The organism is Flavobacterium sp. C4GT6 (assembly GCF_036347315.1).
In the GTDB taxonomy this organism is placed as follows: domain Bacteria; phylum Bacteroidota; class Bacteroidia; order Flavobacteriales; family Flavobacteriaceae; genus Flavobacterium.
The window spans coordinates 393,928-411,943 of sequence record NZ_JAZGZU010000001.1 but is presented as its reverse complement, the minus strand read 5'-3'; the positions used below and the strand labels follow the sequence as shown (position 1 = coordinate 411,943).

Annotated in this window: 16 protein-coding genes; 9 read left to right on the top strand and 7 right to left on the bottom strand. The window is 34.9% G+C overall.

Features of this window, described 5'->3' with window-relative positions:
• Window positions 1–16: 16 nt before the first annotated feature.
• The 5 genes from V3Z67_RS01905 to V3Z67_RS01885 all read right to left on the bottom strand — a co-directional run bounded on the left by V3Z67_RS01905 (window position 17) and on the right by V3Z67_RS01885 (window position 4,806).
• Window positions 17–604, bottom strand: coding sequence for a Maf-like protein (locus tag V3Z67_RS01905; protein ID WP_330441725.1), 588 nt, complete (start codon window positions 602–604; stop codon window positions 17–19).
• A complete protein-coding gene (locus tag V3Z67_RS01900) occupies window positions 597–1,505 on the bottom strand; it encodes a geranylgeranylglycerol-phosphate geranylgeranyltransferase (RefSeq protein ID WP_330441724.1) in 909 nt (302 codons plus the stop codon). Before V3Z67_RS01900 ends, V3Z67_RS01905 begins: the two co-directional genes overlap by 8 nt.
• A gap of 36 nt (window positions 1,506–1,541) precedes the next feature.
• Window positions 1,542–2,069, bottom strand: coding sequence for a KdsC family phosphatase (locus tag V3Z67_RS01895; protein ID WP_035131070.1), 528 nt, complete (start codon window positions 2,067–2,069; stop codon window positions 1,542–1,544).
• Complete coding sequence (locus V3Z67_RS01890; RefSeq protein ID WP_330441723.1) at window positions 2,053–2,811, bottom strand: Rossmann-like and DUF2520 domain-containing protein; 759 nt, start codon at window positions 2,809–2,811, stop codon at window positions 2,053–2,055. The genes V3Z67_RS01895 and V3Z67_RS01890 overlap by 17 nt, the downstream gene beginning before the upstream one ends.
• A 63-nt stretch (window positions 2,812–2,874) precedes the next feature.
• The gene (locus tag V3Z67_RS01885) at window positions 2,875–4,806 is read right to left on the bottom strand and encodes a M1 family metallopeptidase (protein ID WP_330441722.1); all 1,932 of its coding nucleotides are present in this window, start codon (window positions 4,804–4,806) and stop codon (window positions 2,875–2,877) included.
• 306 nt (window positions 4,807–5,112) lie between these two features.
• On the opposite strand from V3Z67_RS01885, the gene ccsA reads away from it, so the two are divergent.
• Window positions 5,113–8,271 (top strand): cytochrome c biogenesis protein CcsA, encoded by a 3,159-nt coding sequence (gene ccsA, locus V3Z67_RS01880; RefSeq protein WP_330441721.1) that lies wholly within the window; start codon window positions 5,113–5,115, stop codon window positions 8,269–8,271.
• A gap of 37 nt (window positions 8,272–8,308) precedes the next feature.
• On the opposite strand, the gene V3Z67_RS01875 is transcribed toward ccsA, so the two are convergent.
• Window positions 8,309–8,632 carry a potassium channel family protein gene (locus V3Z67_RS01875; protein WP_330441720.1) on the bottom strand — a complete coding sequence of 108 codons (324 nt, stop codon included), beginning with the start codon at window positions 8,630–8,632 and terminating at the stop codon, window positions 8,309–8,311.
• An 87-nt stretch (window positions 8,633–8,719) separates the two neighbouring features.
• On the opposite strand from V3Z67_RS01875, the gene V3Z67_RS01870 reads away from it, so the two are divergent.
• From V3Z67_RS01870 to ygiD, 4 genes are read left to right on the top strand one after another with little or no spacing between them, the layout of a single operon-like run.
• Window positions 8,720–9,325 (top strand): glutathione peroxidase, encoded by a 606-nt coding sequence (locus tag V3Z67_RS01870; RefSeq protein WP_330441719.1) that lies wholly within the window; start codon window positions 8,720–8,722, stop codon window positions 9,323–9,325.
• A 49-nt stretch (window positions 9,326–9,374) separates the two neighbouring features.
• On the top strand, window positions 9,375–11,030 hold the full coding sequence (gene menD, locus V3Z67_RS01865) for a 2-succinyl-5-enolpyruvyl-6-hydroxy-3-cyclohexene-1-carboxylic-acid synthase (protein WP_330441718.1): 1,656 nt from the start codon (window positions 9,375–9,377) through the stop codon (window positions 11,028–11,030).
• A 38-nt stretch (window positions 11,031–11,068) separates the two neighbouring features.
• Window positions 11,069–11,902, top strand: coding sequence for a CvfB family protein (locus V3Z67_RS01860; protein ID WP_330441717.1), 834 nt, complete (start codon window positions 11,069–11,071; stop codon window positions 11,900–11,902).
• Window positions 11,903–11,913: 11 nt separating this feature from the next.
• A complete protein-coding gene (ygiD, locus tag V3Z67_RS01855) occupies window positions 11,914–12,744 on the top strand; it encodes a 4,5-DOPA dioxygenase extradiol (RefSeq protein WP_330441716.1) in 831 nt (276 codons plus the stop codon).
• A gap of 4 nt (window positions 12,745–12,748) precedes the next feature.
• Here the strand turns inward: ygiD and V3Z67_RS01850 are convergent, their stop codons facing one another.
• Window positions 12,749–13,945 (bottom strand): serine hydrolase domain-containing protein, encoded by a 1,197-nt coding sequence (locus tag V3Z67_RS01850; RefSeq protein WP_330441715.1) that lies wholly within the window; start codon window positions 13,943–13,945, stop codon window positions 12,749–12,751.
• 249 nt (window positions 13,946–14,194) lie between these two features.
• On the opposite strand from V3Z67_RS01850, the gene V3Z67_RS01845 reads away from it, so the two are divergent.
• From V3Z67_RS01845 to menA, 4 genes are read left to right on the top strand one after another with little or no spacing between them, the layout of a single operon-like run.
• The gene (locus V3Z67_RS01845; RefSeq protein ID WP_330441714.1) at window positions 14,195–15,037 is read left to right on the top strand and encodes a 1,4-dihydroxy-2-naphthoyl-CoA synthase; all 843 of its coding nucleotides are present in this window, start codon (window positions 14,195–14,197) and stop codon (window positions 15,035–15,037) included.
• On the top strand, window positions 15,025–15,567 hold the full coding sequence (locus tag V3Z67_RS01840) for a PH domain-containing protein (protein ID WP_330441713.1): 543 nt from the start codon (window positions 15,025–15,027) through the stop codon (window positions 15,565–15,567). Before V3Z67_RS01845 ends, V3Z67_RS01840 begins: the two co-directional genes overlap by 13 nt.
• Window positions 15,557–17,074, top strand: coding sequence for a PH domain-containing protein (locus V3Z67_RS01835; RefSeq protein ID WP_330441712.1), 1,518 nt, complete (start codon window positions 15,557–15,559; stop codon window positions 17,072–17,074). Before V3Z67_RS01840 ends, V3Z67_RS01835 begins: the two co-directional genes overlap by 11 nt.
• Before the next feature lie 30 nt (window positions 17,075–17,104).
• Window positions 17,105–18,007, top strand: a complete 903-nt coding sequence (gene menA / locus V3Z67_RS01830; RefSeq protein ID WP_330441711.1) for a 1,4-dihydroxy-2-naphthoate octaprenyltransferase — start codon at window positions 17,105–17,107, stop codon at window positions 18,005–18,007.
• Window positions 18,008–18,016: the final 9 nt, after the last annotated feature.

The following is an 18,016-nucleotide window of genomic DNA, read 5'->3' as shown; positions in this document are numbered from 1 at the left end:
GCATTTAGCCTTGTAATTATTTTGTAAAAGAAACTAAATGCTGATATACCTTATCTACAGGCAGGCCAACAACATTTACATACGAACCTTCAATTTTTGCAATAGCGACAAGACCTATCCATTCCTGTATACCATAAGCCCCTGCTTTATCATAAGGTCTGTAGTTTTCAAGGTAATAGTTTATTTCCTCGTCTGTCAGTGTATTGAAAGTAACTTTTGTAGTCTCATTAAATGTTACTGATTTTAAACTGTTTTTAATACAGACTGATGTAATTACATCATGAGTATTACCCGATAGTGATTTTAGCATTTCAAAAGCATCTTCCTTATCAGTTGGTTTCCCTAAAGCCTTACCCTTATGCCAAACAATGGTATCACTGGTAATAAGTATATCATTGTCAGAAAGTGTATCTGTAAGTGCAGCAGCTTTAAGTTCTGCAAGGAAATCAGTTATTTCTTCTGCCTTTAAATGACCTGCGTATATTTCTTCAACATCTTTAAGGCGTATTTCAAAATCAATATCAAGTTCTTTTAAAAACTTTTGCCTTCGGGGGGATCCTGAAGCAAGTATAATATTGTAATGTTTCAGTTTATCATTAAGCATTGTTTTGAATATTAAAAGTTATAACTACTATGGATAATATAGTAAAAGCAAGAACCACTTTTAATGTAAGGCTTAACCTGTCAAAATCTTTGGCTGTTTTAGCAGTCCATAGTTTTATCATAAAGTAAGTAAGTGGACCCAGTATAAATATCAATACATAAAGTAGAGCATATAGTAACATTCCGTTTTCATTAATAAAATAACTGTCAATGTAGTAAAGCGTCATAGCAACAGGTATAAGCGTAAGTCCTACTGCTATTTTTGCTACTCTGCTTTTTCCTAAAGCAATGGGTAATGTATTGATTCCGTTGTTATAATCTTTATCAGTATCCCTAATATTTTTTATTATTTCCCTGATAAGGCTTATTATAAAAGCAAAAGCTGCATAGTCCAGAAATATACTGAATATAGTAGCCATGTATAATTTGTTATCTGGTGTTATTGAAGGGTATAAATTAAATACCCCTATTAACACAACACTCACTGCTACAATACAGGCAACGATAATGTTATTAATTGCAATAGTATATTTAAGGCTTGTAGCATACAAATACATAGTACCGGATAATATTATAAATACAAGTGTATAGCTAGGAGTGCCAATATAATTGGATATATAAAACCCAATCCCAACACCTACAATATTAAGCCCCATATATAGGTTGTAAGCCATACTTTCGGTTATACCGTATTTTTCTTCTACATCATTATCAATTATGTTATTGATAAGAAAACCACCGGCTCCTATACATACAGCCGATATAGTTAGAAGTAAAAACTGGAGGTTGTTTAATGCCAGTGGAAGGCCAGACTGCATTTCTAAAAATCCATATCTGAATGTGCAAAAGGCAAATGCAATAAGTAAAAGGTTTCCGTATTGTATAAGTCGGGCTATTTTCATTAAGCTTATAAATTCCTGTTTAGTATTTATTATATATTAATCGTACTTAGCATTAAAATGTTCCATCCATTTTCCCTGTACTTTCATTACCTGTTCTATAACATCACGCACACACCCTGTACCGCCATTTTTATGAGATATGTATTTACTAATCTCTTTAATTTCGGGAGCTGCATCCTGCGGGCATGTAGGTAAGCCTACCAGCTTCATTACATGATAATCAGGGATATCATCTCCCATATAAAGTACATTTTCAGGCTTTATGTTGTAAATATCGGTAAACTCATCAAAAGTTTCTACTTTATTTGGTACACCTAGATGAATATCTGTAATTCCTAAATTTCTTAGCCTTACTCTTACACCTTCATTACTTCCTCCGGAAATGATACAAACCGTGTATCCGTTCTCTACGGCAGCCTTCATGGCATAGCCATCACGAATGTTCATATTTCTTAACATTTCTCCTGTAGGGGTTACGTGTATTGTACCATCGGTTAGTACGCCATCCACATCAAAAACAAATGTGGTAATATCGTTCATTATCTCTTTATAACTTTTTGACATCCTGTATAGATTGTGTAATTAACTTATATATTTCTTTTTGTATATCGTTGTTTATAAAACCAATATGCTTTTCAATAGTTTGCTTATCATTTCTTACTGCAGGGCCTGTTTGGGCAGCTATAGGATCCATTTGCTGTACTTTATCTGCCGTTTCCAGTATAAGAGGCTTAAGGATATCAAACGGAATATTATGTTCGTTACATATGTTTTTACCCTGTACATACATATGATTTACAAAGTTGCTCACAAATACGGCTGCAACATGCAGTGCTTTTCGTTGTTCTGAACTTATATTATATACGCTTTGAGAAAAGCTGTTGGCAAGTTGTTCCAAAATAGTATAATCTTTCTCAAATTCACTTTCCAAACATAGCGGAACTGTATTAAAATTTACAGCCTTATTTTTGGAAAATGTTTGTAACGGATAAAAAACTCCGCGTCTGTTTTTACTATTTAGCTGTTCTAAAGCTACACTTCCGGAAGTATGGACAACTAATTTGTTAGTAAATGGTAGAGAGGAAGATACCCGCGCTATGGCATCATCTGTTACTGAAATGATATATATATCGGCATCAGTTATTTCCTCAAAAGAGGCGGTAGTTTTCTCTTTATCAATAACATGATATAAACTTTCGGGATTACGGGCATAAACCTGAACCAACTGCACAGCTTCATTCTCTTTAAAGACCGATATCAGATGCTGAGCTACATTACCACTCCCTATAACTACTACTTTTAACATGGAGGCTAAATTATTAAAAAAAAGCTGGCTTAGAAAAAATGCCAGCTTTATAAATTATTGTATTTATTCTTCTTTAATCCATGTATTGTCTGTAGAATCGATATCCGGTAAAAAACGTCCCGGATCTATATCTACAATTTTTACTTTTTTAGGAGATTTAAGCAGGTATTTCCATTCATTACCTCTTTGCCATACCTCTACAGGAAGTGTTTTTATTTCGCTCGAATCATCTTCATAGAAAATTTTAAACACTACAGGCATTGGTATATCACCTTTATTTACAAATGTGATAATGGTAGAATTGTCATCGTATTGTGAAACTTTAGTTATCCCTAAGTCCACATTGCCGTTTCCAACAAACCATCCTTTCCAAAACCAATTTAAATTTTCTCCTGCCACATTTTCAATACAGTTATAAAAATCTGATGGTTGAGGGTGTTTAAATGCCCATTTATTGATATAGATTTTAAAAGCATTATCAAAACGCTCGTGTCCTAAAATATATTCACGAAGCATTATAAGTCCTGTTGCAGGTTTATAGTAAGCAGTATAACCAAGGTTCATTGCTTTTGCAACATCAGGGTAGGTAGAGATACTTTCTCTTCCTTTCCATCTGAACCACATAACCCTGTTACGGCTTTTCGCTACATCCGAAGTGTATTCACCATTATTAAAGTTAACAGTACTATAGTAGTTTATAAAAGTATTGAAACCTTCGTCCATCCAGGCATAACGGCGCTCGTTAGAACCAACTATCATAGGGAACCAGTTGTGCCCGAATTCGTGATCGGTTACATCCCATAAATCAGCTCCCCAACTTCTGGCATGACAAAAAGAAACACCGGGATATTCCATACCTCCTGCATTTGAGGCTACATTTACCGCATTAGGGTATGGGTATTCGTACCACATAGATGAATAATGCTCTATTGAACCTTTAGTATATTCGGTAGAACGACTCCACCTGTCATTTCCATCGCTTTCTTTTGTGTAAACCGATTGTGCCATAGCTTTTTTACCGCTTGGAAGATTAATACGGGCTGCATCCCAAATAAAGTTTTTAGCAGCCGCAAAAGCTACATCACGTGTGTTTTCCATTTTAAAACGCCAGGTTAGCTTCCCGTTTTGCACAGGTCGTGTAATACTGGTATTTCCAACTTCTTCAGGTGATATAATATAAACTGTTTTATCACTTTTTGAAGCCTCTTCAAGCCTGTTTATCTCATTTTTGGTAAGTACATCTTTAGCGTTAACCAATTCTCCAGATCCTACTACTATAAAATTATACGGTACAGTTACTTTATAATCAAAGTTGCCGTATTCTACATAAAATTCACCTGCTCCAAGATAAGGCTCAGTATTCCAGCCTACAACATCATCATAAACAGCTGCTCTTGGGTACCATTGTGCCATAGAGTAGGTAATACCATCTTCGGTTTTATATTGTCCCATTCTGTCCATTCCTTCTTCCGGAATTTTGAATTCAAAGTTCATGGAAACAGTTGCTTTACCTCCGTTTGCTTTAATTGGGTTGTCAAAAAATACCTGCATACGGGTATCGCTAATCAGGTATTTCCCAGACTCTTTACCCTTAGACTTTGCTACAAGATTACTAATTGATAGTCCACCATTTGTATCGCCCGAATATCTGTTTCCGGCAATAGGGGTTGTAAGTGTACCTCTTGAATCTTCGGTAAAACGATTTTGTTCCACATACATCCATACATATTTCAGTTCCTGCGGACTGTTATTATGGTATGTCATTGTCATTTTACCTTTAAGTATATTATTTACATCATCGAGTTCGGCCTCAATAACATAGTCGGCACTGTTTTGCCAATATTCCGGTCCGGGAATCCCCGATGCAGAGCGGTATACATTACCGCGCCTGTACATAAAATCGTCAAACTTATTTTGGTTGTTAGCATCAACTTCCTGAGCAAAAGCAGTTATACCCAAAAAGCCGACTAAAAGAGTACAATAAATTCTTTTCATTAAATATGGTTGTTTAGTTTTCTTTTAGTTTGTATTTGATTTTTATTTCACAAAAGCCATGCCCTTAAAACAATAATTTGTAAAAAGTCATAAAGTTAATGCAATACATTGTAATGCAATATTGCGACACTATAATTTTAAAGAATTTTGTTTTTTGAATGTCTTTAAGGCGAAAATAATTAAAGAGATTTTGTAAAAACCGCCTCGGGCAGAAATTTCCTTAATTTTTAATCGTTAAAATAAACTTTAAAAATGAAGTTTTGAGTACTTTTGCATCAATTTAAAAACCATTTTCCGCTTCACAACATGGATAAAGTTATTTCCTTTCTTTCTTCTACGCGTTTAATGGCCGTCCTTTTTATAGCTTTTGCTTTAGCAATGGGGATAGGCACATTTATAGAAGATGCTTATAATACCGAAACAGCCCGATTATACATTTACAATGCAAAATGGTTTGAAGCCATCATGCTCATTTTTGTAATTAACTTTATAGGTAATATAAAACGTTACCAGTTACATAAAAAAGAGAAGTGGGCCACTCTTTTACTTCACCTTTCATTTATCTTCATTATTCTGGGTGCCGGTATAACAAGATATATTAGTTATGAAGGTATGATGCCTATTAGAGAAGGTGCTACCGAAAGCCATTTTTATTCGGATAAAGCTTATTTAACTGTAATGGTTGATGGTGAATATCAGGGAGAAATGAGAAGAAGAACCTTTGAGAAACATTTGTTAATGACTCCCGAAGGTGATAAGCCCTGGTTTATAGGTATGCTGGGTAGTAATCACTTTACTATGAACGAAGAGTTTAATGGTATTCCTTTTACTATTGAGTATAAAGATTATATACTTGGTGCTAAAGATACTATTGTAGAGGATAAAGACGGTGTTAACTACATAAAGATGGTTGAAGCCGGAGACGGCGGACGCCATGAACACTACCTTAAAGAAGGTGAAGTACAAAGTATCCACAATATTCTATATGCTTTTAACAAGCCTACTCAGGGTGCAGTAAACATTACTTCTGTAAATGACATATACATGCTACAGTCATCTTTTGGAGGTGATTTTATGCGTATGGCCGATAGGATGGAGGGTACAGTATATGCCGACTCTATCCAGCCTTTAATGTTTAGGTCATTATATAATGTTGCAGGTTCACGATTTGTATTCCCTGAAGCACCTATTAAAGGTAAGATGGTATACAAGTCAAACGGAGACTATAAAACAAAAGAAGACGGTGCTCTTACTATTGTAGTTAAAAATGAAGGAGTAGAAAAAGAGGTTACACTTGTAGGTGGTAAACAAAAAATGGGAGTGCCACAGTCTATCAAGATAGGTAGTCTTGAATATACTTTTATATACGGAAGTAAAACATATGAGCTTCCTTTTAGTATAAAACTTAATGATTTTATTGCCGATAAATATCCTGGTACAGAATCAAGTTATTCTTCTTTTGAAAGTAAAGTTACTGTTATAGATCAGGAAGAAAATAATACTTTTGATTCTCATATATATATGAATAATATTCTGGATTATCGTGGCTACCGTTTCTTTCAGGCAGGGTTTGACCCAGATGAAAAAGGAACTAAGCTTTCTGTTAATCATGATGTAGCAGGAACATGGACGAGTTACATAGGGTATTTTCTTTTATACATTGGGTTAATGGCTTTACTTTTTGATAAAAATACACGTTTTGGTGATTTAAAGAAAAAACTTAAAAAGATAGAAGAGAAAAAACAAAAAATATTAGCAGTATTAATGTTATTTATTGGTTTGAGTGGATATTCTCAACACATTCATGACAAACCAACTGAAAAGCAGTTAGACTCTATAATTGAGAAGTATAAGGTAAGTGAAGAGCATGCTGCTAAATTTGGTCGTATTATTATACAGGATGCCGGAGGTAGAATGAAGCCTGTAAATACATTTTCATCAGAGCTTTTACGAAAAGTAAGTAAGAGTGATACTTATAAGGATATGAATGCTGACCAGGTTTTTATATCTATTACACATTTACCGGAAGTTTGGTACAATGTACCTGTAATATACCTGAAACGAGGAAACGATAGTTTGCGTATTGTTGCAGGAGTTGATAAAAAAGCTAAATATGCATCGCTTGCTGATTTCTTTGATGAGCAAGGGAACTATAAATTATCGCATACTTTAGAAAGAGCTTACAGAGAGACAATTCCTAATCAGTTTGATAAGGATTATATGGATATTGACAAAAGGATAAACCTTTTATATTCTGCACTTAGCGGAAGTATTCTAAAAGTTTTCCCTGTACCTAATGACCCAAATAATAAATGGGTTTCCTATTTAGAAGCTTCAGAAATACAAAATGAAGATCTGCAAAAAATAAAGAATTTACTTCCTTACTATGCACAGTCACTTGAGGCAGCTGCCGAAAAAAATGACTATACCATGCCAAATAGCCTAATTGAAGGTTTAACCAATTATCAACATAAGTTTGGAGGTAAGGTTATGCCTTCAGATAAAAAAATTGATGCAGAAATATTATATAACAAATATGATATTTTTAAAAAATTATTTGAGTGGTATATGTATGCAGGTGTATTAATGTTATTTTTTGTAATTATTAATATATTTTATACTAAAAAATGGGTTAAATATACAGTAAACCTTTTTCATGCTATTATTGGTTTACTTTTCATATTACATACAATTGGATTAATTACCCGCTGGTACATATCAGGGCATGCACCTTGGAGTAATGCTTATGAATCTGTGATTTATGTAGGCTGGGCTACAGCATTTTTCGGGTTAGCTTTTGGAAGACAATCAAAACTTACAATTGCATCAGCAGGCTTTGTAGCTTCAATTATACTAATGGTTGCTCACTGGAACTGGACAGACCCTGAAATAGGAAACTTGGTGCCAGTACTTAACTCTTACTGGTTAATGATTCACGTTGCGGTAATTGTAGCGAGTTATGGCCCGTTCACTCTAGGTATGATACTTGGGCTTGTTTCTATGTTACTAATGATTTTCACTAATAATAAAAATAAAGTGGAAATGGACTTAAACATAAAAGAAATAACATACATCACAGAAATGGCTCTAACGGTAGGTTTAGTTATGCTTACTATAGGTAACTTCCTTGGCGGGCAATGGGCTAACGAAAGTTGGGGACGCTACTGGGGATGGGATCCAAAAGAAACTTGGGCACTAGTAAGTATTATGGTATATGCTTTTGTAATACATATGCGCTTGGTTCCTGGTTTAAGAGGACGTTGGGCATTTAGTTTCTTCAGTGTTCTGGCTTTTGCTTCTATATTAATGACTTATTTTGGTGTAAACTTCTATCTTACAGGTTTACACTCTTATGCAAGTGGAGAGGTGAGAACACCTTCATATTTCTACTGGATGGCTCTTGGAGCATTGATAATAGGAGCAATATCCTTTGTACAGTACAAAAAACATTATTCAAAGAAATAATTAATAACAAAAAAGCCTCTTTAAAAAGAGGCTTTTTTTATCGGTCTTTTTTATGATGATGTTTGTTTCGGGTTTCACTATAATGGTTTTTCACGGTATTGATAAACTGGAGTATTATACCAAGCCCCATAAGTATATAAACAATAGTGAACATTTTGCCTAAATCGGTTTGTGGAGAAAAATCACCATAACCTATGGTTGTTAGGGTAATTACCGAAAAATAAAGAGAATTAACAAGACTCCAGCCCTCTATATAATGATAAGAAATTGTACCAACTATCAGTATTATGGTTGTGGTATACAGTAAGTCCCTGTATTCCCTGTTTCTTAAAAAACTGGTAATGGTATTAAAAAACAACATATTTAGTATATTTATATATAGACTTTAAATATACTCAATTCTTTAGCTTAAGCGAATTTTTATTTAATTTTACAGTAAAATAAAACCATGAAAAAAATAGCAATATTAGCCTGTTCAATTGTGCTTTTTGCTTCCTGCAAAAACAACACACAGGATACAACAACTGAAACAACTGAGACTGCACAGGCAGTTGAAAATCCAATAAACATGTCTAAAGAAAACATATACCAGTTTAAAGTAGAAGATCTTTATGGTAAAGAGTTTGACTTCTCTACACTTAAAGGTAAAAAAGTAATTGTAGTAAACACCGCTTCAAAATGTGGATTAACTCCGCAGTATGAAGAACTTGAGGCACTTTATAAAGAATATCAGGATAAAGGTCTTGTTATTGTAGGTTTTCCTGCAAATAACTTTGCGAGCCAGGAACCGGGTACTAATGAGGAGATTGCTACTTTTTGTAAGCAAAACTATGGTGTAAGTTTCCCTATGATGTCTAAAATATCTGTAAAAGGGGAAGATATGGCTCCTATATACCAGTTCCTTACACAAAAGGATAAAAACGGACTTCAGGATAGTGAGGTAGAGTGGAACTTCCAAAAATACCTTATCAATACTAACGGAGAATTGGAAAAAGTAGTTAGCCCGCGTACAACTCCAAAAGATCCTGAAATTGTAAACTGGATTAACTCATAACGGGTTATTTTAGTTTACACCCGCATTTATAATCTAGAATATGCACATAATGATGTACCCAACAATACCTTTGGCACAAAGCATTATTGAAATATGCCGTGCTAAGGGAATAACTGATATCGTAATATCTCCGGGGTCGCGTAATGCACCTCTAACTATAGGTTTTGCAACTAATCCGGCTTTTAAATGCTATAGTATAGCCGATGAGCGCTGTGCAGCATTTTTTGCTACAGGTATGGCACAACAGCTTAAAAAACCGGTAGCTGTACTGTGTACTTCGGGTTCTGCATTACTTAATTATTATCCTGCAGTTGCAGAGGCTTTTTACAGTCAGATTCCGCTTGTAATAATATCTGCCGACAGGCCGCATGATAAAATTGACATAGGTGACGGACAGACCATTCGTCAGGAAAATGTATATGCCAATCATATTGTTTATTCAGCTAATCTTCAAGAAGAGGCTTCTGCCGAAAATGATAATAAAATTAATGTAGCTATAGAAAAGGCTATAAGTGAAAAAGGTCCTGTACATATAAATGCTCCGTTTGAAGAGCCTTTGTATGATGTTACAGATCAGCTTACTGTTGAGCCTAAAATACTTGATGTTTCTTTTGAAAATTCTTTTAGTGAGGATTTGAGTCCGTTTATAGAAAAATGGAATCTTGCTAAAAAGAAACTGGTTTTAGTAGGTGTAAATCAACCAAACACTATAGATAAAGAAATACTGGAACGCCTTGCGGAAGATCCTTCTGTAGTGGTAATGACAGAATCGACTTCAAATATTCATCATAAAAAGTTTTTAAACAGTATTGATGTTATAATCACGCCGTTTAAAGAAGAGGACTTTAAGGCATTTTGTCCTGACATACTTGTTACCTTTGGCGGAATGGTAGTATCTAAAAGAATTAAAGCCTTTTTAAGGAGCTATAAACCTCACGATCACTGGCACATTGATACATTAAGGGCTTATGATACCTTTGGAGTACTTACCAAACATTTTTTAGCCGAACCAAATACATTTTTAAATCGTTTTTTACCGGCTACACATTTTGTGGAGAGTAATTACAATCATAGAGCTCAGGAAATAAAAGCATACAGGAAACTGAAACATGATGAATACATGACTCAAATTCCGTTTAGTGATTTCAAGGTGTTTGAATCGGTTCTTACTTCATTACCCGAAAATTCACAGGTACAGATAAGTAACAGCTCTGCCGTACGATATATGCAGCTTTTTGATATGAAACCATCGGTAGAAGTATTTTGTAATAGGGGAACCAGCGGTATAGATGGCTGCACATCTACCGCTATTGGTGCCTCAGTTGCCAGTGGTAAAGAAAATATACTAATCACCGGAGATGTAAGTTTCTTTTACGACAGTAATGCCCTTTGGAACAGTTATATTCCGAAAGATTTCAAAATTCTGCTTATCAATAACGGTGGCGGGGGTATATTCAGGATATTACCCGGACATAAAGAAACAGCTGTATTTAATACCTATTTTGAAACCGAGCACAACCTGACAGGAGAACATCTTGCCATGATGTTTGGTTTTGAATATTCTCAGGCACATAGCCTTGAAGAACTTAACAGTAGCCTTGAAGCATTTTTCAATAAATCTGATAGTCCGAAAATACTTGAAGTATTTACTCCTGTAAAGGAGAACGACCAGATATTAAAACAATATTTTAAAGAATTAGCCTAAGCTAAAACTTCGTACATTTATATAATAAACCACATAGGATGATTGAGATAGGACAATATAATACGTTAAAAATACAAAGAGATACCAGCGTTGGTTTATACTTAACCGATGGTAGTAAGGATGTTTTATTACCTAATAAGTATGTACCCCGTAAATTTGAAGTAGGGGATGAGTTGGCTGTTTTTGTATATCTTGATCATGAGGAAAGGCTAGTGGCTACTACATTAAAGCCATATATTACCTTAAATGATTTTGCATATTTAAGAGTAAGCTATATCAATAAATTTGGAGCATTTGTAGACTGGGGGCTTGAAAAAGACTTGTTTGTACCTTTTAAAGAACAGGCAAGACCTATGGAAAAAAGTAAGCGCTACCTAATCCATATGCATATTGATGATAAAACAGGTCGCTTAGTAGGTTCAAGCAGAACCAGTAAGTTTCTGAATAATGAAGTGCTTACTGTAGAGGAAGGTGAGGAAGTAGACTTGATTATTTCCCATATTACCGAGATGGGTATCAATGTCATCATTAATGGTAAACATAAAGGCCTTTTATATAAAGATGAAGTATATCAGGATTTGCGTACGGGTGATAGGGTAATCGGTTATGTAAAACTCATTCGCCCTGATAATAAAATAGATATTACGCTTCAAAAAGGCGGTGCCGACAGTATAGAGCCAAACGCTCAGTATATACTGGAAGAACTTCGTGAAAGCCGAGGTTTTATAAGACTGAATGATAACAGCCATCCTGAGGATATAAAAACGGTGCTTAAAATGAGTAAAAAAGCATTTAAAAAGGCGATAGGTTCTTTATACAAACAAAGACTTATTGAGATTAAAGAAGATGGTATCCATCTGATAAACGAATAAAACAGACTACCATGTCACTACATAACTTTAAAAACTGGGCTGACAGTTTAACGGAAGAAGATATAAAACTGCCTGTGTTGTTTATAGGACATGGATCGCCCATGAATGGTATTGAGGATAATGAGTTTTCGCAAACCTGGGCCAAGATGGGTAAAGAAGTTGCAAAACCCAAAGCTGTAATAGTAGTATCTGCACACTGGTTAACACGAGGTACTCATGTTACAGCTATGGAAGAACCTAAAACTATTCATGATTTTGGTGGTTTTCCTCAGGCTCTATTTGAGGTAGAATATCCTGTTAAGGGCAGTCCTGAGCTGGCAAAGGAAACAGCCAACTTAATTACAAGTACCAATGTAGGGTTGGATCACGATTGGGGGCTTGACCACGGTACCTGGACTGTTGTAAGACATATGTATCCTGATGCTGATATTCCGGTTTTACAGTTAAGTATTGATTATGGTAAGCCTGCAGAATATCATTATAATCTGGCAAAACAACTTTCAGCTTTAAGAAAGAAAGGTGTACTGATTATAGGTAGTGGTAATATGGTACATAATCTTCGTATGATAGACTGGCGTAAACTAAATGAACCAAACTATGGTTTTGACTGGGCTATTGAAATGAATGATATCTTCAAACAGAAAATACAGGATGGTGACCATAAAGCGCTTATGGAATATGAAAAACTCAGTAAATCGGCTAAACTGGCAATCCCAACACCAGACCATTATTACCCATTAATGTATATACTGGGATTACAGGATAATAAAGACGAACTAAGCTTCTTTAATGATAAGCTTGTAGGAGGTTCATTAAATATGACATCGGTAAAAATAGGATAACTCCTTAATCAAATAAATCTTCGTCGGCATCTTTCATAGGGTAAGTACCAAATAATGGTGCCAGCTTAGATACTTTATATGGCTTATAGCTAAACTTGTTAGAAAGCGCTATAATAGTTACAGTATCTTTCTTTAAAGTAACGTAAGACGATGTGTTACCATGCCACCAGCCGTTATGGTAAAACAGCTTTTCACCTGTTTTCCACTCACGTAGCCTGATTCCAAGTCCGTAATTTTTAACCCCTTTATGCTCATAACTATAGCCTTTAAATACTTTTTTTACAAGGTCGGGGTTTAAAAAATCATCTGAATAGGTTGCCATGTCAAACTTCAGTAAATCCCTTGGGGTAGAGTATATATTTTTATCTCCGTATATATCGTCAAGGAAATCAAACTTATATAAAACATTATTTCCTTTATAGGAAAGACTTGCTGTATCTTTATGTTTTTCGTAATCAAAAACATAAGTATCATTCATGCCAAGAGGTTCAAATATTATCTTCTTCATGGCATCCCTGTAATTCATATGGGTTACTTTCTCTATAACCAGTGCTAACATAGCATAGTTAGTGTTACAGTAACCAAACTTCTTATCGGATTTAAAGTATAAATCAAATTTATGTTTTGCCATTAAATCCAGTATATCCTGATTTTTAAGCATGCTTCTGTCCCAAATTTCAGCATTATCACAAAAATAGGCGTAGTTTGGGAGTCCGCTTCGGTGATTTAAAAGCATTTTTATAGTAATATCATCATAAGGAAATTCCGGTAATATTGAATTTACTTTTTGATCAAGTTCCAGCTTCTTAAAATCAATTAGCTTTAATACGACAGCCGCCGTAAGTACTTTACTAACTGAAGCCAGGTGTAGTGCAGTATGGGAATTAATTTCTTCTTTAGTACTTCTCTTGGCTATTCCTCCATAGGTTTCATAAAGTACCTGTCCGTTTTTGGCAACAAGAAATCCTCCGCTTAGGTTATGTTTTGGCCAAATATGATTGTAAAAATTATCAATACTCTTGTATTTTGAATCTACAAAAGCCTTCGGAACCCTGTTAAGTGTAATATCAAGCGGCTTTATTCTTAAAATCGTATCTTTTATTTCTTTCTTAACTTCATGATGTGCCAGTGTATGTTTTTCCTTTTTACAGGAGGCTAGAGTTATTAATACTATTAGAGGGATAAATTTTAAAAACTTCATTATGCTAATCTGTGTATTCTAAACTGTTTAAATAGGGGTGGAAACGCAAATATAAATAAAGATTGGATTATTGCCCCTGTTTTCTTTAAAGGTTAACACTTAAAACAATGTGTTATTGCATGTATTTCACATAAAAAACTGAATAAAAGTAATTTATAACAGTTATTTTATCTGTATTTTTTTACCCTATTCAAATGTATTGGCAAATGCCAAAAAATCCCGTATTTTTACGGGAAATATTAAAGACACATGAGTACTATAGACTGGAAAACCGTAAAGGAATTTGAAGATATTACCTATAAAAAATGTAATGGTGTTGCCCGTATAGCCTTTAACAGGCCGAATGTACGTAATGCCTTTAGGCCAAAAACAACCAGCGAACTTTTTGAAGCTTTTCTCGATGCAAGAGAAGACACCTCGATAGGAGTTGTATTACTTTCTGCTGAAGGTCCTTCTTCTAAAGACGGAGTATACTCTTTTTGCAGTGGTGGTGACCAGAAAGCACGTGGGCATCAGGGTTATGTAGGTGATGATGGTATGCACAGGCTAAACATTCTTGAGGTACAGCGATTAATCCGCTTTATGCCAAAAGTGGTAATTGCTGTAGTACCGGGATGGGCAGTAGGAGGTGGGCACAGCCTTCACGTGGTTTGTGACCTTACACTTGCCAGTAAAGAACATGCTATATTCAAACAAACTGACGCTGATGTTACCAGTTTTGATGGTGGATACGGGTCTGCTTACCTTGCTAAAATGGTAGGACAGAAACGTGCCCGTGAGATATTCTTTTTAGGAAGAAACTACTCGGCTCAGGACGCTTATGAAATGGGAATGGTTAATGCTGTTATTCCTCACGCTGAACTTGAAGATACTGCCTATGAGTGGGCTCAGGAAATACTGGACAAATCTCCTACATCTATTAAGATGCTTAAATTTGCCTTTAACCTAACTGATGACGGAATGGTTGGACAACAGGTATTTGCCGGAGAAGCTACACGCTTAACTTATATGACCGAAGAGGCAAAAGAAGGTCGTGACGCTTTCCTTGAAAAAAGAAAACCTAACTTTAGGGATATTAAATGGATACCATAAATAACGGCTTTACAAATGATGTAATAGATACTGCTTCCCTGCCTAAGTTTGAGGAAGCAGTGCTTACTGCACTACACCCTGATTATAAAAAGATAATGTACTTTAATGTTGGTGTTGTTTATTTAATACTGCCTATTGCTATTGGAGCATTATATTATTTTAACGAAGAAGTACATCCCTATATAATTCCGGCAGTTATTGTTTACCTTTTATTGCTATTAATCACTATTGTGTTTGTAAACCTTAGTTTTAAAAACAGGGAGTATGCTTTTAGAACACATGATGTTATTTATAAAAAAGGTGTCTTAGCCACTACAACTACTATTATACCTTACAACCGTGTACAGCATGTTGCGCTGCATGAAGGTATTTTTTCACGTAAGTTCGGGCTTGCGGCTATAGAAGTTTTTACAGCAGGAGGTGATAGTAGTGATGTAAAAATAGCAGGTATCGAAAAAGAGCAGGCCGAAAACATTAAACAGCTTTTGGTTGGAAAAATATTAAAACAGAGTACTCCTAATGAAGAGTGATTTTAGTAAACCACAACGACAGTCACTTGTAGGTGTTGTAGTAATGTTTGCCGATACACTTAGAGGTGTAATCAAAGGGTTATGGCCTTTACTTATTGTTTGGATATTCAGGCTAAAGGATTATGATAAATTCTCTGTTATAGTAGGGGCGGTTACTATAATTGTCTTGGTAGCGGTTATAGCCTATCTCAAATATCTCAACTTCACTTTTTTTCTCGACGAAAAAAATCAGGAATTTGTTATACGCCACGGAATACTAAATAAAAGCAGGTTAGCTATTCCTTTAGATAAGATACAGCAAGTAAATATAAATCAATCGCTTATACAGCGTGTAATTGATGTTTATGCGCTTGAGGTAGATACTGCCGGAAGCAGCAAAAAAGAAGTTTCCATAAGAGCCATAAATCATGATTTGGCATTATTGCTAAAAGAGAGACTTCTTGAAAATGAATATGAAACTAATGATGATGTTACCAGCGAAGAAGGGGAAGTGAAAGTAATAACAAGAAGTAGCGAAAAAGAACATCCGTTTATACAAATTAGTCTTCTTACGCTTTTTAAAACCGGAATCACATCAAACTATACCCGTAGTTTTGCCCTTCTTTTTACGTTTATAATTACCATATACCATTATATAGAAGACTTTATTGAAGCCGCAGGTTATGAAGAAGGTACACTGGACAGTTATTTCGACCCTGAACTACTGCTTAGATTCATCACCTTTATTATTGTTGGTATATTATTCCTTACGCTATTCATTAATCTTGGACGTACCATAATACGCTATTTTGGATTTAAAATAACCCGCAAACAAAACTCATTACTTTTATCACACGGACTGTTAAGCACTAAGAGTACTATAATACGCCCTGAAAAAGTACAGTTACTGGTTATTGGCAGAAATTTTTTCCAAAAGAAACTGGGAATACAGGATATTAGAATAAGTCAGGCATTTAATCAGAGTACTAATAAAAAGCAATTACAGTCGGCTATAGAAATTCCTGGATGTGATGATAATGAAAGAGATACACTGCTTAAATTTCTTCTTAATAAAATTCCGGAGAAAGGCGTAGCGCTTAAACCAAGTATAAGGAAACTGATATTTATGATAATAAAGTCGCTTGTAATACCAATTGGAGTATTTTTCTTTATTTCATATTTATCTCCCGAAATGAGAGATTATATAATATTCTTACCTATATACATTATTTTTGTAGGGCTAATTGTATTTTTCTCTTTTAGGAATTACAGACTTTTTGTGAATAACGATTTCATTATAAAAAAAGGGGGAGCATGGGATGTTGATACCCAAATACTGGCACCTCATAAAATTCAGGGTATTAGCCTTACCCAGTATTTTTGGCACAAAAGTTCTGATATAGGTATTGTAACCCTGCATACGGCTGGAGGTAATTTGGTTTTCGGACTTACCGATTATACAAGGCTAAAAGAACTAACTAATCATTGGTTATATCAGGTTGAAACTACCAATAAGAACTGGATGTAATAATTAACGATTAAAATTAAGTTTATATAAATGGCAAATGCTAAAGCGTGGTTTGAAGCCGCAAGATTAAGAACCTTACCATTATCAGTATCAGGGATACTGGTAGGTAGTTTTTATGCTTTTTCTCAGGGAATGGTTAATTGGAGTATTTTCGGTTTCGCTATGTTAACAACCTTGGGGTTACAGGTACTTTCAAATTTTGCAAATGACTATGGTGACGGTGTAAAAGGTACTGATAACGAAAACCGTGTTGGTCCGCAACGGGCCATACAAAGTGGAGCTATTACAATTAAAGCAATGAAAAAAGGGATAATAGTAACCTCATTGCTAACCCTTGGTGCTGCAATAGCTCTTATATACCTTTCTTTTGGGAAAGAGAATCTTGTCTACTCATTATTATTTTTCTTTTTAGGCTTAGCTGCCATAGCTGCTGCGATTAAATATACTGTAGGTAAATCGGCTTATGGTTACAAAGGGTTAGGAGATTTATTTGTATTTATCTTTTTTGGTCTTGTAAGTGTATTAGGATGCTACTTTCTTTTCTCTAAAGAACTCGATACACTTATTTTACTACCTGCTATATCTATAGGACTGCTTAGTGTAGCTGTACTTAACCTGAACAACATGAGAGATCAGGTATCAGATGCCATGTCGGGTAAAAATACGTTGGTAGTGAAATTAGGGCCTCAACGTGCTAAAACATATCACTATTTCATAATCCTTACAGCGTTGTTTTTAACGCTGTTATTCGCTATCTTGTATAACTTTAAGCCTTTGCAATATCTATTCCTTTTGGCTTACATACCGTTTTTACTGCATATAAAAACCGTTAGTAAAAATACTATACCAAAGGAACTGGATCCTGAGCTTAAAAAAGTAGCATTAGGAACATTTTTTCTGTCAGTACTATTAAGTATCGTATTACAGTTTTAATATAATAAC

Excerpts from the sequence above, each read along its gene's own strand:
- V3Z67_RS01905 (WP_330441725.1), bottom strand. The coding sequence starts at position 604 with ATGCTTAATGATAAACTGAAACATTACAATATTATACTTGCTTCAGGA.
- V3Z67_RS01900 (WP_330441724.1), bottom strand. The coding sequence starts at position 1,505 with ATGAAAATAGCCCGACTTATACAATACGGAAACCTTTTACTTATTGCA.
- V3Z67_RS01895 (WP_035131070.1), bottom strand. The coding sequence starts at position 2,069 with ATGTCAAAAAGTTATAAAGAGATAATGAACGATATTACCACATTTGTT.
- V3Z67_RS01890 (WP_330441723.1), bottom strand. The coding sequence starts at position 2,811 with ATGTTAAAAGTAGTAGTTATAGGGAGTGGTAATGTAGCTCAGCATCTG.
- V3Z67_RS01885 (WP_330441722.1), bottom strand. The coding sequence starts at position 4,806 with ATGAAAAGAATTTATTGTACTCTTTTAGTCGGCTTTTTGGGTATAACT.
- ccsA (WP_330441721.1), top strand. The coding sequence starts at position 5,113 with ATGGATAAAGTTATTTCCTTTCTTTCTTCTACGCGTTTAATGGCCGTC.
- V3Z67_RS01875 (WP_330441720.1), bottom strand. The coding sequence starts at position 8,632 with ATGTTGTTTTTTAATACCATTACCAGTTTTTTAAGAAACAGGGAATAC.
- V3Z67_RS01870 (WP_330441719.1), top strand. The coding sequence starts at position 8,720 with ATGAAAAAAATAGCAATATTAGCCTGTTCAATTGTGCTTTTTGCTTCC.
- menD (WP_330441718.1), top strand. The coding sequence starts at position 9,375 with ATGATGTACCCAACAATACCTTTGGCACAAAGCATTATTGAAATATGC.
- V3Z67_RS01860 (WP_330441717.1), top strand. The coding sequence starts at position 11,069 with ATGATTGAGATAGGACAATATAATACGTTAAAAATACAAAGAGATACC.
- ygiD (WP_330441716.1), top strand. The coding sequence starts at position 11,914 with ATGTCACTACATAACTTTAAAAACTGGGCTGACAGTTTAACGGAAGAA.
- V3Z67_RS01850 (WP_330441715.1), bottom strand. The coding sequence starts at position 13,945 with ATGAAGTTTTTAAAATTTATCCCTCTAATAGTATTAATAACTCTAGCC.
- V3Z67_RS01845 (WP_330441714.1), top strand. The coding sequence starts at position 14,195 with ATGAGTACTATAGACTGGAAAACCGTAAAGGAATTTGAAGATATTACC.
- V3Z67_RS01840 (WP_330441713.1), top strand. The coding sequence starts at position 15,025 with ATGGATACCATAAATAACGGCTTTACAAATGATGTAATAGATACTGCT.
- V3Z67_RS01835 (WP_330441712.1), top strand. The coding sequence starts at position 15,557 with ATGAAGAGTGATTTTAGTAAACCACAACGACAGTCACTTGTAGGTGTT.
- menA (WP_330441711.1), top strand. The coding sequence starts at position 17,105 with ATGGCAAATGCTAAAGCGTGGTTTGAAGCCGCAAGATTAAGAACCTTA.